The organism is Mycobacterium sp. IS-2888, assembly GCF_001954215.1.
Taxonomy (GTDB): domain Bacteria; phylum Actinomycetota; class Actinomycetes; order Mycobacteriales; family Mycobacteriaceae; genus Mycobacterium.
Map to the genome: position 1 here is coordinate 67,787 of NZ_MBET01000104.1, position 16,298 is coordinate 84,084.

Sequence of the window (16,298 nt, forward strand, 5' to 3'; positions counted from 1 at the left end):
CGAAAAAATCGCCAAAATCTCGCCCTGAGTGCACGTTCGGCGCGAGAGGTTATGCCGTCTCGGTGATCGGGCGGTCGACCCAGCTCATCAGGTCGCGCAGCTTCTTGCCCGTGACCTCGATGGGGTGCTCGGCGTTTTCCTTGCGCAGCTGCTCGAGTTGCTTGTTGCCACCCTCGACGTTGGCCACCAGCTTCTTGACGAAGCTGCCGTCCTGAATGTCACGCAGGATGGCGCGCATCCGCTCCTTGGTGTCGGCGTCGATGACGCGCGGACCCGACAGGTATCCGCCGAATTCCGCGGTGTCGGAGACCGAGTAGTTCATCCGGGCGATGCCACCCTCGTACATCAGGTCGACGATCAGCTTCAGCTCGTGCAATACCTCGAAGTACGCCATCTCCGGCGGATAGCCCGCCTCGACCATCACGTCGAAGCCCGTCTTCACCAATTCCTCTGTGCCACCGCACAATACGGCCTGCTCACCGAACAGGTCGGTTTCGGTCTCGTCTTTGAACGTGGTTTTGATGACGCCGGCCCGGGTGCCGCCGATGGCCTTGGCGTAGGACAGCGCCAGCGCCTGGCCGTTGCCGGTGGGGTCCTGGTCGACGGCGATCAGGCACGGCACGCCCTTGCCGTCGACGAACTGGCGGCGCACCAGGTGTCCGGGACCCTTGGGGGCGACCATCGCGATGGTGACATCGGCGGGCGGCTTGATCAAACCGAAGTGAACGTTGAGCCCGTGGCCGAAAAACAATGCGTCACCGGCGTTCAGGTTGGGCTCGATCTCGTTTTTGAAGATGTCGGCCTGCGCGGTGTCGGGCGCCAGCAACATGATGACGTCGGCCCACTTGGCGACCTCGGCGGGCGTGTCAACGTCCAGGCCCTGCTCGGAAACCTTGGGCCGGGACTTCGAACCCTCCTGCAGCCCGACGCGGACCTGCACGCCCGAGTCGCGCAGGCTCAGCGAGTGCGCGTGCCCTTGGCTGCCGTATCCGATGACGCCGACCTTGCGGCCCTGGATGATCGACAGGTCTGCGTCGTCGTCGTAGAACATCTCTAATGCCACTGTGAATTTTCCTTCTATTCGATGAGTTACTTGGCGGTGCCGATGCCGCGTGAACCGCGGGCCATCGAGACCATGCCGGATTGCACGATTTCGCGAATGCCGAATGGCTCCAGAACACCCAGCAGTGCCTCGAGCTTGCCGCGGTCGCCGGTGGCCTCGATGGTCAGCGCCTCCGGCGATACGTCAACCACCTTGGCGCGGAAGAGATTTACGGCCTCGATCACCTGGCTGCGGGAACCGGCGTCGGCGCGCACCTTGATCAGGGCCAGCTCCCGGGAGACCGAGTTCTGTTCGTCCTGCTCGATGATCTTGATGACGTTGATCAACTTGTTGAGCTGCTTGGTGACCTGCTCGAGCGGGGTGTCCTCGCACGAGACCACGATGGTCATCCGCGACATGTCCTTCTGCTCGGTGGCCCCGACCGCCAACGACTCGATGTTGAAACCGCGCCGCGAGAACAGCGCTGCCACCCTCGCGAGCGCTCCGGGCTTGTCTTCGACCAGCACCGACAACGTGTGTGTCTTCGCGTTCATCACGCGTGCCCTTCGCTCTCGTCGTCGAACAGCGGGCGAATGCCGCGGGCCGCCTGGATCTCGTCATTGCTGGTCCCGGCGGCCACCATCGGCCACACCTGCGCGTCGGCGCCCACGATGAAGTCGATCACCACCGGGCGATCGGTGATCGCGCGCGCCTGGTTGATCACGTCGGCGACGTCTTCTTCACGCTCGCAACGCAATCCGACGCAACCGAGCGCCTCGGCCAGCTTCACGAAGTCCGGGATGCGGTGCGAGTGCGTGGCCAGGTCGGTCTGCGAGTAGCGCTCCCCGTAGAACAGGCTCTGCCACTGGCGCACCATGCCGAGGTTGCCGTTGTTGATCAACGCCACCTTGATCGGTATGCCTTCGATCGCGCAGGTGGCCAACTCCTGGTTGGTCATCTGGAAGCACCCGTCGCCGTCGATCGCCCAGACCTCCGCCTCGGGACGGGCGATCTTGGCGCCCATGGCCGCCGGGATCGCGAAGCCCATGGTGCCCAGCCCCCCGGAATTGAGCCAGGTGCGCGGCTTTTCGTAGCGAATGAACTGCGCGGCCCACATCTGGTGCTGACCGACACCGGCGACGTAGACGGCGTCCGGGCCGGCGATCTGGCCCAGCTTCTCGATCACATACTCCGGGCCGAGGCTGCCGTCGCTCTGCGGGCCGTAGCTCAGCGGATAGGTGGACTGGACCTCGTGCAGGTACCGCCACCAATCGGCCATGTCGATCTTGCCCGGAATCTCGTAGTGCCGCAGCATCGAGATGAGTTCGGTGATAACGGCTTTGACGTCGCCGACGATCGGCACATCGGCGTGCCGGTTCTTCCCGATCTCCGCCGGGTCGATGTCGGCGTGGATGACCTTGGCCTCGGGGGCGAACGAGGCGAGCTGTCCGGTGACCCGGTCGTCGAAGCGGGTGCCCAGCGCGATCAGCAGGTCGCTGCGTTGCAGGGCGGCCACCGCGGCGACGGTGCCGTGCATGCCGGGCATGCCCAGGTTCTGCTCGTGGCTGTCCGGGAAGGCGCCGCGCGCCATCAGCGTGGTGACGACCGGAATACCGGTCAGCTCGGCCAAATCCCGCAGCTGCTCGGTCGCCTCACCGCGGATCACACCACCGCCGACGTAGAGCACCGGTTTGGTCGCGGCGCCGATCAGCTTGGCCGCCTCGCGGATCTGCCGGCTGTGCGGCTTGGTGTTCGGCTTGTAACCGGGCAGATCCATGCGCGGCGGCCAGCTGAACGTGCACTGCCCCTGCAGCACGTCCTTGGGGATGTCGACGAGGACGGCGCCCGGGCGTCCCGAGGACGCGATGTGGAACGCCTCCGCCAGCACCCGGGGAATGTCGTCGCCGGAGCGAACCAGGAAGTTGTGCTTGGTGATCGGCATCGTGATGCCCGAGATGTCGGCCTCTTGGAAGGCGTCGGTGCCGATCAGCCCGCGACCGACCTGCCCGGTCACGGCGACCACGGGGATCGAATCCATCTGCGCGTCGGCCAGCGCGGTCACCAGGTTGGTGGCGCCGGGACCCGAGGTGGCCATGCAGACCCCGACCCGGCCGGTGGCGTGTGCGTAACCACTGGCGGCGTGACCGGCGCCCTGCTCGTGGCGGACCAGCACGTGACGCAGCTTCTTCGAGTCGAACAGCGGGTCATAGACGGGCAGCACGGCGCCGCCGGGGATGCCGAAGATGACGTCGACGTCGAGCTCCTCCAGCGAGCGGATCACCGACTGGGCACCGGTCAGTTGCTCGGGCGCGACGCGCTTCGACTGGGCAGCTTTCGCGGCGGGTTTCGGCGCGCCGTTGGCCGCTCCCTGCGACCCGGCGTGTGGCCTCGTGGGTGCGCTCACTCTCGTCCTTTTCGTCCTTGTTGTCTGTGGGCAAGAAAAAACCCCCGTCAGCTCAGCTGCTGCACGAGGGCGTTGGTGGGAGGATCGCTTCAAATGCTGAAGTGTTAGTCAGCCACCAACGCGCCGACTAATTACTACGAGCATTCCGGGCTTTCCGGCGGGTTCCATAGCCCCCGACGGTAGCCTTCGCACAGCTCAGCCGTCAAATCCGTTGCCGCCAGTGCAATGATGCTCGGGTGCCTACCGGTTCGTCCGCCCCCACACCCGCCGGCCCGCCCGTGGTGATCAAGATTTCGCCGATGGCGCACATCGCCGTCGGATTCTTGACCCTCGGGTTGTTGATACCGGTGCTGGCCTGGCCGGCGTCGGCGCCGCTGCTCGTCATCCCGGTGGTGTTGTCGGCGATGGTCATCCGGCTACGCACGGTTGCCGACGACCGGGGGGTGACGGTGCGGAGCCTGCTGGGCAGCCGGACGGTGCCCTGGGAGGACATCGACGGGCTGCGGTTCCACCGGGGTTCCTGGGCGCGGGCGCGCCTCAAAAGCGGTGCAGAACTGCGGTTGCCGGCGGTCACCTTCGCGACACTGCCGCAGCTGACCGAAGCCAGCTCGGGGCGGGTTCCCAACCCGTATCAGTGACCAGGCTCAGGCGAGCGGATTGACCCCGTTGAGCAGCGCCCACACGCCGATGCCGGCGGCGACGCCGGCGAGCAGGGCGGCGAAGGATCCGATGAACGGTCGATGTGCCCAGCCCCGGCGGGCGTCGAGGCCGTAGCGGCCCGGTCCGGCCAGGATCACCGCGACCGCGAGGACGATCAGCGTGATCTGGTATTCGTGCCCGTCCGGCAGGAAGAACGGGAAACTGTGCGAATGCGGCTTCGCCGACATGGTCACCAGCAGGCCGTTGATCAGGAACGCCAGCGCGCCGGCCGCGGCGAGAGGGGTGAACAGCCCCAGCACCAGCAGCGCGGCCGCGACAAGCTCGCCCCCGGCGCTGACGTAGGCCAGGATGTCGGCGTGCTGATAGCCGGCGTCGGACAGTGAGTTCTTGAACCCGGCCACGCCCTGGCCGCCCCACCACCCGAACAGCTTCTGCATCGCGTGGGCGCCGAGCACCACGCCGAGCCCGACCCGCAGAACCAGCAAACCGAGATGCTGGGTGCCACGCCTGCCGACCTCGGGATGGCGCTCGTCGTCCTCGGCCGCGTCGATCTCCGCGGGCTCCGCCGCCGAGGCGCCCGACTCCGAGTGTGGCTGGACGTAGGGCAAGGGCTCCTGCTGGTCGAGCAGGTGGTACCCGGAGCCGGCCTGACCGGGATCCTGGTACGGGATGACGGTGGTGGCCCCGAAATCGCCGGGGTACCCGACCGGTGTCAGGTCATCTTCCGGGTCGACCACCCGCGCCGTGGCGGGCCGTGCCGGGATTGGCTCTTCGGCCTCACTGGGCCGCTGCCAAAGTCCGTCATTAGGTTGACTGGTCACGGGTGTCAGGGTAAGGGCATTTGGGCTTGAATTGGGGATTTGAGCGGCGCTTTCGCCAGGCAATCGGCACTTACCGCGCCAAATCGGCCCGGATTGTCCCCAAATGGTCTCGGCATCGTTTCGAAACGGTGAACTCACGCCGAAACCGGGCGCCCGGCGGGGCCGAACCGGCGGTGCTGCCGATGCCGCCACGGCAGGTCTGTGGCGGCGGTGCCCGCCATGTCCGTAGCCTGTCGATCATGCGACTCGGGCGATCAGGGCGGTCGGTTCGGTGCGCGCTCGCTGCGCTGTCCGCGGTGATGCTCGTGTCGAGCGGCTGCGCGCGATTCAACGACGCCCAGTCCCAGCCGTTCACCACCAACCCCGAACTCAAGCCGCAGCCCAGTTCGACGCCTCCCCCGCCGCCGCCGCTGCCGCCCACACCGTTCCCCAAGGCGTGCCCCGCGCCCGGGGTGATGCAGGGCTGCCTGGAGAGCACCAGCGGCCTCATCATGGGGCCCGACAGCAAAACCGCCTTGGTCGCCGAGCGCACCACCGGGGCGGTCAAGGACATCTCGGTCAGCGCCGAGCCGAAGGTCAAGATGGTCATCCCGGTCGACCCGTCCGGCGACGGCGGCCTGATGGACATCGTGCTGTCGCCCACGTATCAACAGGACCGCCTGATGTACGCCTACATCAGCACGCCCAGTGACAACCGGGTGATCCGCATCGCCGACGGGGACATCCCGAAGGACATCCTGACCGGAATTCCCAAGGGCGCCACCGGGAACACCGGAGCGCTGATCTTCACCAGTCCGACCACGCTGGTGGTGCTGACCGGCGATGCAGGCAACCCGGCCGCGGCCGCCGATCCCAAATCGCTAGCCGGCAAGGTGCTGCGCATCGAGCAGCCCACCACGATCGGTCAGGCGCCGCCGACGACGGCGCTGTCCGGCGTCGGTTCGGGCGGCGGCCTGTGCATCGACCCCGTCGACGGCTCGCTGTATGTCGCCGACCGCACCCCCACCGCGGACCGGTTGCAGCGCATCACCAAGACCTCCGAGGTGTCCACGGTGTGGACCTGGCCGGACAAGCCCGGCGTGGCCGGATGCGCGGCCATGGACGGGACGGTGCTGGTCAACCTCATCAATACCAAGCTGACGGTGGCGGTTCGGCTCGCGCCGAACACGGGCGCGGTCACCGGTGAACCCGACGTGGTTCGCAAGGACACCCACGCCCACGCGTTCGCCCTGCGGATGTCGCCGGACGGAAACGTCTGGGGCGCCACCGTCAACAAGACGGCCGGGGACGCCGAGAAGCTCGATGACGTGGTGTTCCCGTTGTTCCCGCAGGGCGGCGGCTTCCCGCGCAACAGCGACGACAAGACCTGACGCGGTCTATCCCCGCGCCCATCCCCGCCGAGCGTGAATCTCACGACGTCGTATCGGCGTGTCGCGCCGTGGATTTCACAGTCGGCAGGGTGGGCGGCCAGCGGCCCGTTGGCTAGCCCTGCCCGCAGGCCGCCAGAACCAGCTCGCGCACCCGCGCCGCGTCGGCCTGCCCGCGGGTCGCCTTCATCACCGCACCGACGATCGCGCCGGCCGCGGCGACCTTGCCGCCGCGAATCTTCTCCGCCACATCGGGATTGGCGGCCAGGGCCTCGTCGACGGCGGCCTGTGTCACCGAGTCGTCGCGCACCAGCTCCAGACCGCGGGCGGCCATCACCTGATCGGGCTCGCCCTCCCCGGCCAGCACGCCCTCCACGACCTCGCGGGCCAGCTTGTTGGACAGCTTTCCCTCGTCGACCAGAGCGATCACCGCGGCTACCTGGGCCGGGGTGATGGGCAGTTCGTCCAACGCGACATCGGCCTCATTGGCCTTCTGCACCAAGAAGTTTCCCCACCAGGAGCGGGCTTCCTTGCTGGACGCGCCGTGCTTAACCGTCGCGGCCACCAGTTCGACCGCGCCGGCGTTGACCAGATCGCGCATGATCTCGTCGGAAACACCCCACTCCTGCTGAATCCGCTTGCGGCCCAACCACGGGAGTTCCGGAATGGTCTGGCGCAGCCGCTCGACCAGTTCGGGGCTGGGCGCGACGGGCTCCAGGTCGGGCTCGGGAAAGTAGCGATAGTCCTGGGCAGTCTCTTTGGCTCGGCCCGGGCTGGTGTACCCCGCCTCGTGAAAGTGCCTGGTTTCCTGGATGATTCGGCCACCCGATGCCAGTACGGCGCCCTGGCGCTGCATCTCGTAGCGCACCGCGACCTCGACACTTCTCAGCGAGTTGACGTTCTTCGTCTCGGTCCGGGTGCCGAACTCGTCCGTGTCTTTCGGCTTCAGCGATACGTTGGCGTCACAGCGCATCGAGCCCTGATCCATCCGGACATCGGAAACCTCCAACGCGCGCAACAGATCTCGCAACGCCGTCACATACGACCGGGCGATCTGCGGCGCCCGCGCCCCGGCCCCGACGATGGGCTTGGTGACGATCTCGATCAGCGGCACGCCGGCGCGGTTGTAGTCGATCAGCGACGTCGTCGCGCCGTGGATGCGGCCCGTCTCACTGCCGATGTGGGTGAGCTTGCCGGTGTCCTCCTCCATGTGGGCGCGCTCGATGTGCACCCGCCATGTGCCACCGTCTTCCAGCGGTACATCGAGGTAGCCGTTGATCGCGATCGGCTCGTCGTACTGCGAGATCTGGTAGTTCTTCGGCATGTCCGGATAGAAGTAGTTCTTCCGCGCGAAGCGGCACCAGGGCACGATTTCGCAGTTGAGCGCGAGGCCGATGCGGATCGCCGACTCCACCGCGGTCCGGTTGAGCACCGGCAGTGAGCCGGGCAGCCCGAGGCACACCGGGCACACCTGCGTGTTGGGCTCGGCACCGAAGGTCGTGGAACAGCCGCAGAACATTTTGGTGGCGGTGGACAGCTCGACGTGCACCTCGAGGCCGAGCACCGGATCGAAGCGCGCGACGACATCGTCGTAATCCAGCAGCTCAGCGCCCGAAGCGTGGGGCGTCCCCGCGGCAACAGTCATGCGGTCGATACTAGGGCGTCCTACTCGGTGCGCCGGCCGGGGACCATGTCGGCCAGCGCGGCCGCGAGCTCCAGGTAACTGCGCCGGCTTTGCTTGCTCAGCCGGTCCAGCCCGATCTCTGTGCCCTCATGCACGTGCCGATCGAACGGCAACTGCACGGTGGTGGCGACGCGAGCGGAAAGATCCTCGAGTTCCTTGAGCGCCACGGCGTCCGGCTTGGCCCGCTCGACATGGTTGACGGCGAGCGCGGTCGACTTCATCAGCCGCTGATATCCGTTGTTGCACAACCACTCCAGCGTCGTCCTGCTCTTCCGTACCGCATCGATGGAGGTACTGGTGACCACCACGAGCGCCCGTGACTCCGGCAGCACGGCGTCCATCACGGCCGAGTTGACCGCCTTGACGCAATCGATCAGCAGCACCGAGTAGTGGTTGCGCAGAATCGAGAACGCTTTGACGACGTCGCGGCGCTCCAGTCGCCAGTCGGTGCGCCCATAGTCCGGCAACCCGAGGACTTCGAGCCCGAAGCTGTTCATGTAGGTGTGTGCCCGGATGTCCCGGTATTGGGTGGCCGAGTCGTCCAGCAGTAGGTCGGCCATGCTCAGCGGGTTTCGGCGGCCATGACGCTCCGCCAGGTCGCCGGTGTCGAGGTCGAGTGCGAGCACCCGGTCGCCGCGCACGCGCGCGAACGTCGAGCCGAGCGCCTCGACCACCGCGGTTTTGCCGACGCCGCCTTTGAAGCTGAGGACAGCGATGGGAAACACACCGCCCAGGACGGTGCGGATGCGGTCCTGCAGCTGCTGTTCGTGCGTCGCGTCCTTGCCCGGACCCAGCTCGATCCCGGTGACGCGGCGGATCGCATCCCGCCAGTTGAAGCCGGCCGACTCTGCGGCGTCCGGCTCGCTGAGGATGTCGAGTGCCGTCCCGCCCCGCAGCCACTCGGGGTGAAACCACGGCGGGGTCACCGGCCGTGCCGGGGCCGCCCTGGACGGCTTCGCGGGCCCGGCAGCTCTGGCCGGACGCCGGCGAGGTGACGGGGCCGGGCCGTAGGGCTCCGGCGCGGTATCCGCCGTGGGATCGGGCTCGGCGCGCCGCAAAGGCGCAGGTGGCGGTCGGCGCCGGGGGCCTGGCGGCCCCGCCGGAGCGGCGGGTTGGTGAACGACTCCGCGAACCGAACCGCGGTTGCTCATACCCCCGTATAACCCCGTAGGACTTCCGGCTAAACCACGAAAATGTGCCCATCTACCGGGACCGAAAGAATCCGGCGGCGGATTCGGGCGAGCGGGCCGGCGCTTAGCCGAAGAAAGCGGCGGCGTCGTCGTAGCGGCTTTCGGGCACCAGCTTGAGTTGGCGCACCGCGTCCGCCAGTGGCACGCGGCCGATGTCCTGGCCGCGCAGCGAGACCATCTGGCCGTACTCGCCCGCGTGTGCGGCGTCGGCGGCGTTGACCCCGAACCGGGTCGCCAGCACGCGGTCGTACGCCGTCGGGGTGCCGCCCCGCTGGACGTGGCCCAGCACGGTCACCCGCACCTCTTTGTTGATCCGCTTTTCGACCTCGGCGCCGAGCTGGGCGGCCACGCCGGTGAAACGCTCGTGGCCGAACTCATCAATTCCGCCTTCGCGCAACGCAATCGAGCCGGGGATGGGCTTGGCTCCCTCGGCAACCACGCAGATGAAGTGCGAATCCCCGCGCTGGAAGCGCCTTTTGACGAGCCGGCACACTTCCTCGACATCGAAGGGCTGTTCGGGGATTAGGGTCATGTGCGCGCCGGAGGCCAGCCCGGCGTTCAGCGCGATCCATCCGGCATGCCTGCCCATCACCTCCACCAGCATCACGCGCTGGTGCGATTCGGCGGTGCTGTGTAACCGGTCGATGGCGTCGGTAGCCACCGTCAACGCGGTGTCGTGGCCGAAAGTCACGTCGGTGCAATCGATGTCGTTGTCGATGGTTTTCGGCACTCCGACGACGGGCACGTTTTCCTCGGACAGCCAGTGCGCGGCCGTCAGGGTGCCCTCGCCGCCGATCGGGATGAGCACGTCGATGCCGTTGTCATCCAGCGTCTGTTTGATCTGGTTGAGTCCGGCGCGCAGTTTGTCGGGGTGAACGCGAGCGGTGCCCAGCATCGTGCCGCCCTTGGCCAGCAGGCGGTCGTTGCGGTCGTCGTTGGCCAGCTGCATTCGCCGGTTCTCCAGCAACCCGCGCCAACCGTCTTGGAATCCAACCACCGACGAGCCGTATCGGGAGTCGCAGGTGCGCACCACCGCCCGGATGACGGCGTTGAGCCCCGGGCAGTCGCCGCCCCCGGTGAGAATTCCGATCCGCATGCCCTTATCTTGCCCTGCCGGGCGTGGGGGCGGGATCTCAGATGGCCGACGGCAGGGGTCCGCGGGCGGCCTCGTAGGCCGCGCCCACTCGGTACAGCCGATCGTCCGCCAATGCCGGCGCCATGATCTGCAGTCCCACCGGCAGGCCGTCATCGGGGGACAGCCCGGACGGCACCGACATGCCGCAGTGGCCGGCCAGGTTCAGCGGCAGCGTGCACAGGTCGAACAGGTACATCGCCAGCGGATCGTCGATCTTCTCCCCCAGGCCGAACGCGGTGGTCGGCGTCGCCGGCGACACCAGAACGTCGACGGATCGGTAGGCCTCGTCGAGGTCGCGCGCGATCAACGTGCGGACCTTCTGCGCCTGGTTGTAATAGGCGTCGTAATAGCCCGCCGATAGCGCGTAGGTGCCGATCATGATGCGCCGCTTGACCTCCGGACCGAAACCGGCGGCCCGGGTCAGCGCCATCACCTCCTCGGCGCTGTGCGTGCCGTCGTCACCGACGCGTAGGCCGTACCGCATCGCATCGAAGCGCGCCAGGTTGCTCGACACCTCCGACGGCAGGATCAGGTAGTAGGCGGGCAGCGCGTAATCGAAATGGGGACAGTCGACTTCGCTCACTTCGGCGCCCAGGGTCCGCAGTTGCTCGACCGCGGCCTCGAACGACGACAGCACCCCCGGCTGATAGCCCTCGCCGCTGTGCAGCTGGCGCACCACCCCGACGCGCACGCCTTTCAGGTCACCGCCGGCACCGGCTTTCGCGGCGCCCACCACGTCGGGCACCTCGGCGTCGACGGACGTCGAATCGCGGGCGTCGTGGCCGGCGATCACGTGGTGCAGCAGCGCGGTGTCGAGCACCGTGCGCGCGCACGGACCACCCTGATCGAGCGACGACGCGCAGGCCACCAGGCCATAGCGCGACACCGTGCCGTAGGTGGGTTTGACACCGACGGTCGCGGTCAGCGCGGCCGGCTGACGGATCGAGCCGCCGGTGTCGGATCCGATGGCCAGCGGCGCCTGGAACGCCGCCAGCGCCGCCGCGCTGCCCCCGCCGGAGCCGCCGGGAACCCGCTCGACGTTCCACGGGTTGCGCGTCGGGCCGTAGGCGGAGTTCTCGGTCGAGGAGCCCATCGCGAACTCGTCCATGTTGGTCTTGCCCAGGATCGGGATGCCTGCGGCGCGCAGCCGCTCCGTGACGGTGGCGTCGTACGGCGAGCGCCAGCCCTCGAGGATCTTGGAGCCGCAGGTCGTCGGCATGTCGGTGGTCGTGAACACGTCCTTGAGCGCCAGCGGCACCCCGGCCAGCGCCGACGGCGGTTCTTCGCCGGCGGCCAGTGCCTTGTCGACGACCGCCGCCGCCGCCAATGCCGCGTCCGCGGCCACGTGCAAAAACGCGCCGTACTGCTCGTCGGTTGCCTCGATCTGGTCCAGGCAGGCCCGGGTGAGCTCGACCGACGACACCTCCTTGGCGGCGATCTTGGCGGCCAGCGTCGCGGCGTCGGACCGGATGAGCTCGGTCACTGGGCCTCTCCCAGGATCTGCGGGACTGCGAAGCGGCCGTCGACGGCTTCGGGCGCCTCGGCCAGCGCCTGCTCCTGTGTGAGGCACGGCGTCGTCTCGTCCGGGCGCGTGACGTTGACGTCCTTGAGCGGGTTGTCGGTCGCTTCGACCCCGGCGACGTCGACCGCCTGGATCTGGCTGACGTGGGTCAGGATGGCGTCGAGCTGGCCGGCGAAGCTGTCCAGCTCGGCGTCGCTCAACGCCAGTCGGGCCAGCCTGGCAAGGTGCGCAACCTCGTCGCGGGAGATCTGGGACACGAGCGAAAAGCCTACCTAGGCGCGGACCTCCCGCTTTCGAGCCGGTCGGCCTCTCCGGCCGAAATGCCGCCGCGGCCCCGCTGTGCCAAAGTGGGCGCGTGCCGTCGTATCTGTTGCGCATCGAGCTGCTGGACCGCCCGGGTAGCCTGGGCTCGCTGGCGGTCGCGCTGGGTTCGGTGGGCGCCGACATTCTGTCGCTCGACGTGGTGGAGCGCAGCTCGGGCTACGCGACCGACGACCTGGTCATCGAACTGCCGCTCGGGGCAATGCCCGACACCTTGATCACCGCCGCCGAATCGCTGCCCGGGGTCCGGGTGGAGAGTGTGCGTCCGCACACCGGCCTGCTGGAAGCGCACCGCGAGCTGGAGCTGCTCGACCATGTCGCCGCGGCCGCGGACAACGCGTCCCGGCTGCAGGTTCTGGTCGACGGGGCGCCCAAGGTGCTACGGGTGAGCTGGTGCGCGGTGGTGCGGGGTTCCGATGGCGAGCTGCATCGCCTCGCGGCCAGCCCGGGCGCTCCGGAAACCAAAGCGGATTCGGCGCCGTGGCTGCCGATCGAGCGGGCCGTGACGCTCGACGGCAACGCCGAGTGGGTGCCGCAGGCATGGCGCGAGATGGACACCACGATGGTCGCCGCGCCGTTGGGCGATCCGCACACCGCGGTGGTGCTGGGCCGTCCGGGCCCCGAGTTCCGGCCCTCGGAGGTGGCCCGGCTGGGCTACCTCGCCGGAATCGTGGCCACCATGTTGCGCTGAATTATCGAGCCATCGCAGGGGATTTGGGCGCGGCCGGGTCGCCGTCCTCCCACAGCAGCAATTGACGTACCGCCGAACGCGGCCCGTATGGCCGCAGCATGGTGCTGGCCGGGCGCGGGCGCACCCGTTGGGGCCACCAGAACCAGCGACCCAAAAGCGTTGCGACGGACGGTGTCATGAAGGAACGCACGATCAGCGTGTCGAACAACAGGCCGAGGCCGATCGTGGTCCCGATCTGACCGAGGACCTGGAAACCGCTGAACACGAACGCACACATGGTGACGGCGAAGACGATGCCCGCGGAGGTGACCACCGACCCGGAACCGGCCATCGCCCGGATGATCCCGGTCTTCAACCCGGCACGGATCTCTTCCTTGAATCGCGAGATCAACAGCAGGTTGTAGTCGGATCCCACGGCCAGCAGCAAGATCACGGCCAGTGCGAGCACCACCCAGTACAGCTTGACCCCAAACATGTACTGCCAGACCAGCACCGAAAGCCCGAAGGAGGCGCCCAGCGAAAGCGCTACCGTCCCAACGATGACCAGCGCGGCGACCAGACTGCGCGTGATGATCATCATGATCAGCAATATGAGGCTGAGCGCGGCGAGTGCCACGATCATCAGGTCGTACTTGGCGCCGTCCTGGATGTCCTTGTACGTGGCCGCGGTGCCGCCGACGTAGACCTTGGCGCCGGCCATGGGTGTGCCCTTCAGGGCCTCGTGCGCGGCCTTGGTGATCGGGTCGATATGTGAGATGCCTTCCGGCGTGGCGGGATCGCCGTCATGGGTGACGATCATGCGGGCCGCCTTGCCGTCGGGCGAGACGAACAGTTTCAGCCCGCGCTTGAAATCGGGATTGTCGAAAACCTCCGGAGGCAGGTAGAAGCTGTCATCGTTCTTTGCGGCATCGAACGCACGCCCCAGCGCCGTCGCGTTGTCGATCGCGGACTGCGTCTGCGCGTTGATACCGGACTGCGTCGCATGGCTCGCCAACGTCAATGCGCGATTGGTCTCCTGGCTGTCGATCTGCGGCGGTATGAGGGCCACCAGTTTCGGCTGCAGCTCGTCGAGCTTGTCCAAAGTGGCCGTGAGGTTTTCGAATTTTTCGGTGAGCTGATCGATGCCGTCCAGGGCGTCCAGAACGGACCTGATCGCCCAGCAGGCGGGGATGTCGAAGCAATGCTTTTCCCAATAGAAATAGCTACGGATCGGCCTGAAGAAGTCGTCGAAATTCGCGATCTTGTCGCGCAGGTCCCTGATCGTGTCGACGGTGTCGTGAAAGCTTTGGGTTTCGCTGTGGGTGGCGGCGGCCAGCTGCTGCTGCAGCACGTACTGCTGCCGCAAAATGTTGATCGTCTTCGACAATTCGCCGGCCTGCTTGAGTAGGTCGTCCGCTCGCTCTCGCTGGTACGTGAGGTTTTGCTGCTGGGCCGCGCTCTGATTGCTGACCACGAAGGCGAGCGAGCTGTGGTCGATCGGCGTTCCCAGAGGGCGGGTGATGGTCTGGACCTGCGCGACGCCCGGCACGTGGAACACCGCCTTGGCCACCCGGTCGAGGATGAGCATGTCGGCCGGGTTACGTATGTCGTGATCCGTTTCGACCATCAACAATTCGGGCTCCAGCCTGGCGCGGGAAAAATGGCGCTCGGCCGCGGTGTAACCGACATTGGCCGGTGCGCTTTGGGGCATGTAGGGGCGGGTGTCGTAGCTCGTCCTGTAGCCGGGCAACGCGAGCAGACCCACCAGGGCCAACGCGCACGCCGCGGTGAGGACGGGAGCGGGCCAGCGGACGATGGCCGTGCCGATCCGCCGCCATCCCCGGGTTCTCATCGCGCGCTTCGGCTCGAAGATGCCTACCAGGGCGCCCAGGGTGAGCACGGCCGGGCCGAGGGTAAGCGAGGCGAGTAGCGCGACGAGAATGCCTAGCGCGGCAGGGATTCCGAGACTTTGAAAATAGGGCAGCCGGGTAAAGCTGAGGCAAGCCACAGCGCCGGCAACGGTGAGGCCCGAACCCAAAACGATGTGGGCCGTTCCGTGATACATCGTGTGGTAGGCGGTTTCCTTGTCCTCGCCGGAGCCGCGCGCTTCTTGATAGCGGCCGACGAAGAATATCGCGTAGTCCGTTCCGGCGGCGATGACCAGCAACGTGAGCAGATTCGTCGCGTACGTCGACAGCCCGATTATTCCTTCGTTGCCGAGAAACGCGACGAGCCCACGGGCCGCGGACATTTCGATGAGCACCGTGAAGAGCACGAGGAGCGTCGTGAGGATGGAGCGATACACGAAGAACAACATCACCGCGATCACGCCGATGGTTATCGCGGTGACCTTTGCGGTGCCCTTGCTGCCGACGTCGAACTGATCGGAGATCAGCGGCGCCGCGCCCGTGACATAGGCTTTGACGCCCGGCGGCGGTTGCATGTGCTCGACGATGTCGCGCACGGCGCCCACGCCCTCATTGGCCAATGCCGAGCCTTGATTGCCCGCGAGGAACAGCTGGACGTAGGCGGCCTTGCCGTCCGTGCTCTGGGATCCGGCCGCGGTCAGGGTGTCTCCCCAGAAGTCCTGGACGTGCTCGACGTGCTTCTTGTCCTGCTCGAGCTTGCGGATCATCGCGTCGTAGAACTGGTGGGCGTCCGCGCCGAGCGGCTTGTCGCCCTCGAGGACGATCATCGCCGAGCTGTCGGTGTCGAACTCGTGGAACGCTTGGCCGATGCGCTTGATCGCCTTCAGCGATGGCGCGTCGGGCGAGTTCAGCGCCACATTGTGTGTTTTACCAACGTCTTCCAGCTGCGGGACCGCAACGTTGGTGATGGCGGCCAGCGCCACCCAGAACAACAGGATCGGCAGCGCAAGCCGGCGGATGGTGTGCGGCACCCGGGGGCGCGACTGTTGATGGTTGCTCATCCAGACTTATCCAGGCAGAAGGTGTAGGCGTCGACTTTGTTGACGGTGCGTTCGGCTTTGACTTCCCCGTTGACGGTGATGCGGCAGCCGAGGGTGTCGCCATTTCCCTGCGCCACAACGTTGCCCACGACCGCGGGCTCGGTCGTGGTGATCGTGTACGACCATGGCAGGGGTGCGTTTTTGACTTCCTGCGGCTGGGCGTTGACGTCAAGGTAGTTGATGGTGGCCATCGCGCCCGGCGAGCCGAAGACCTCGAGGACCACCTGTTTGGGGTTGAACGGGACGATCTCGTTGGCGAGGCCGCTATTGGCCGTCGTGTTGTAATGCGAGCCGAAGATTCCGTGCAGGCGATAAATGGCAAATCCCACGAGGGCGACCACCAGCGCGGCGACCAGGACCATCCAGCCGCGTCTGACGACGGTAGCAATCGAAATCCCCTTCACCCGTTAGCCTTTCGATCATCGGGCGATACGGTCGACCTCGATGCTAAGGCGGTTGCCGGCGCTCCGCGGTCGATGGATAGCTATGACAGTACGGTACTGAACCGTACTGC

General features: G+C 67.0%; 14 protein-coding genes. 3 read left to right on the forward strand and 11 right to left on the reverse strand.

The window, feature by feature from the left end; translation table 11 throughout:
• Positions 1–49: 49 nt before the first annotated feature.
• The 3 genes from ilvC to A5745_RS21425 are packed head-to-tail and all read right to left on the reverse strand — an operon-like array spanning position 50 to position 3,446.
• On the reverse strand, positions 50–1,051 hold the full coding sequence (gene ilvC, locus A5745_RS21415) for a ketol-acid reductoisomerase (RefSeq protein WP_139329726.1): 1,002 nt from the start codon (positions 1,049–1,051) through the stop codon (positions 50–52).
• Between the two features lie 38 nt (positions 1,052–1,089).
• The gene (gene ilvN, locus A5745_RS21420) at positions 1,090–1,596 is read right to left on the reverse strand and encodes an acetolactate synthase small subunit (RefSeq protein ID WP_076063252.1); all 507 of its coding nucleotides are present in this window, start codon (positions 1,594–1,596) and stop codon (positions 1,090–1,092) included.
• Positions 1,596–3,446: an acetolactate synthase large subunit gene (locus tag A5745_RS21425; RefSeq protein ID WP_076118730.1), complete on the reverse strand. Its 1,851-nt coding sequence runs from the start codon at positions 3,444–3,446 to the stop codon at positions 1,596–1,598. Before A5745_RS21425 ends, ilvN begins: the two co-directional genes overlap by 1 nt.
• A 299-nt stretch (positions 3,447–3,745) precedes the next feature.
• On the opposite strand from A5745_RS21425, the gene A5745_RS21430 reads away from it, so the two are divergent.
• Entirely contained in the window at positions 3,746–4,084 is a 339-nt protein-coding gene (locus A5745_RS21430) for a PH domain-containing protein (protein WP_076118813.1), read from the forward strand.
• Between the two features lie 6 nt (positions 4,085–4,090).
• Here the strand turns inward: A5745_RS21430 and A5745_RS21435 are convergent, their stop codons facing one another.
• Entirely contained in the window at positions 4,091–4,927 is an 837-nt protein-coding gene (locus tag A5745_RS21435; RefSeq protein WP_076063256.1) for a DoxX family protein, read from the reverse strand.
• A 239-nt stretch (positions 4,928–5,166) separates the two neighbouring features.
• Between A5745_RS21435 and A5745_RS21440 the strand changes: the two genes are divergently transcribed.
• Entirely contained in the window at positions 5,167–6,297 is a 1,131-nt protein-coding gene (locus tag A5745_RS21440; protein ID WP_076063373.1) for a sorbosone dehydrogenase family protein, read from the forward strand.
• 112 nt (positions 6,298–6,409) lie between these two features.
• Here the strand turns inward: A5745_RS21440 and gatB are convergent, their stop codons facing one another.
• The 5 genes from gatB to gatC form a co-directional block, all read right to left on the reverse strand.
• Positions 6,410–7,939 (reverse strand): Asp-tRNA(Asn)/Glu-tRNA(Gln) amidotransferase subunit GatB, encoded by a 1,530-nt coding sequence (gene gatB, locus A5745_RS21445; protein WP_076063258.1) that lies wholly within the window; start codon positions 7,937–7,939, stop codon positions 6,410–6,412.
• A 20-nt stretch (positions 7,940–7,959) separates the two neighbouring features.
• Positions 7,960–8,904 (reverse strand): MinD/ParA family protein, encoded by a 945-nt coding sequence (locus A5745_RS21450; RefSeq protein WP_254848634.1) that lies wholly within the window; start codon positions 8,902–8,904, stop codon positions 7,960–7,962.
• Positions 8,905–9,232: 328 nt separating this feature from the next.
• Positions 9,233–10,264 carry an ATP-dependent 6-phosphofructokinase gene (locus tag A5745_RS21455; protein WP_076063260.1) on the reverse strand — a complete coding sequence of 344 codons (1,032 nt, stop codon included), beginning with the start codon at positions 10,262–10,264 and terminating at the stop codon, positions 9,233–9,235.
• A 37-nt stretch (positions 10,265–10,301) separates the two neighbouring features.
• Positions 10,302–11,786 (reverse strand): Asp-tRNA(Asn)/Glu-tRNA(Gln) amidotransferase subunit GatA, encoded by a 1,485-nt coding sequence (gatA, locus tag A5745_RS21460; RefSeq protein ID WP_076063262.1) that lies wholly within the window; start codon positions 11,784–11,786, stop codon positions 10,302–10,304.
• Entirely contained in the window at positions 11,783–12,082 is a 300-nt protein-coding gene (gene gatC / locus A5745_RS21465) for an Asp-tRNA(Asn)/Glu-tRNA(Gln) amidotransferase subunit GatC (protein ID WP_076118732.1), read from the reverse strand. Before gatC ends, gatA begins: the two co-directional genes overlap by 4 nt.
• A gap of 98 nt (positions 12,083–12,180) precedes the next feature.
• Here gatC and A5745_RS21470 point away from each other — a divergent pair, with 98 nt between their 5' ends.
• Entirely contained in the window at positions 12,181–12,837 is a 657-nt protein-coding gene (locus A5745_RS21470; RefSeq protein ID WP_076063265.1) for an amino acid-binding protein, read from the forward strand.
• Between the two features lies 1 nt (position 12,838).
• On the opposite strand, the gene A5745_RS21475 is transcribed toward A5745_RS21470, so the two are convergent.
• Complete coding sequence (locus A5745_RS21475) at positions 12,839–15,745, reverse strand: RND family transporter (RefSeq protein WP_076118735.1); 2,907 nt, start codon at positions 15,743–15,745, stop codon at positions 12,839–12,841.
• Complete coding sequence (locus tag A5745_RS21480) at positions 15,742–16,188, reverse strand: MmpS family transport accessory protein (RefSeq protein WP_205866323.1); 447 nt, start codon at positions 16,186–16,188, stop codon at positions 15,742–15,744. Before A5745_RS21480 ends, A5745_RS21475 begins: the two co-directional genes overlap by 4 nt.
• Between the last annotated feature and the right edge of the window lie 110 nt (positions 16,189–16,298).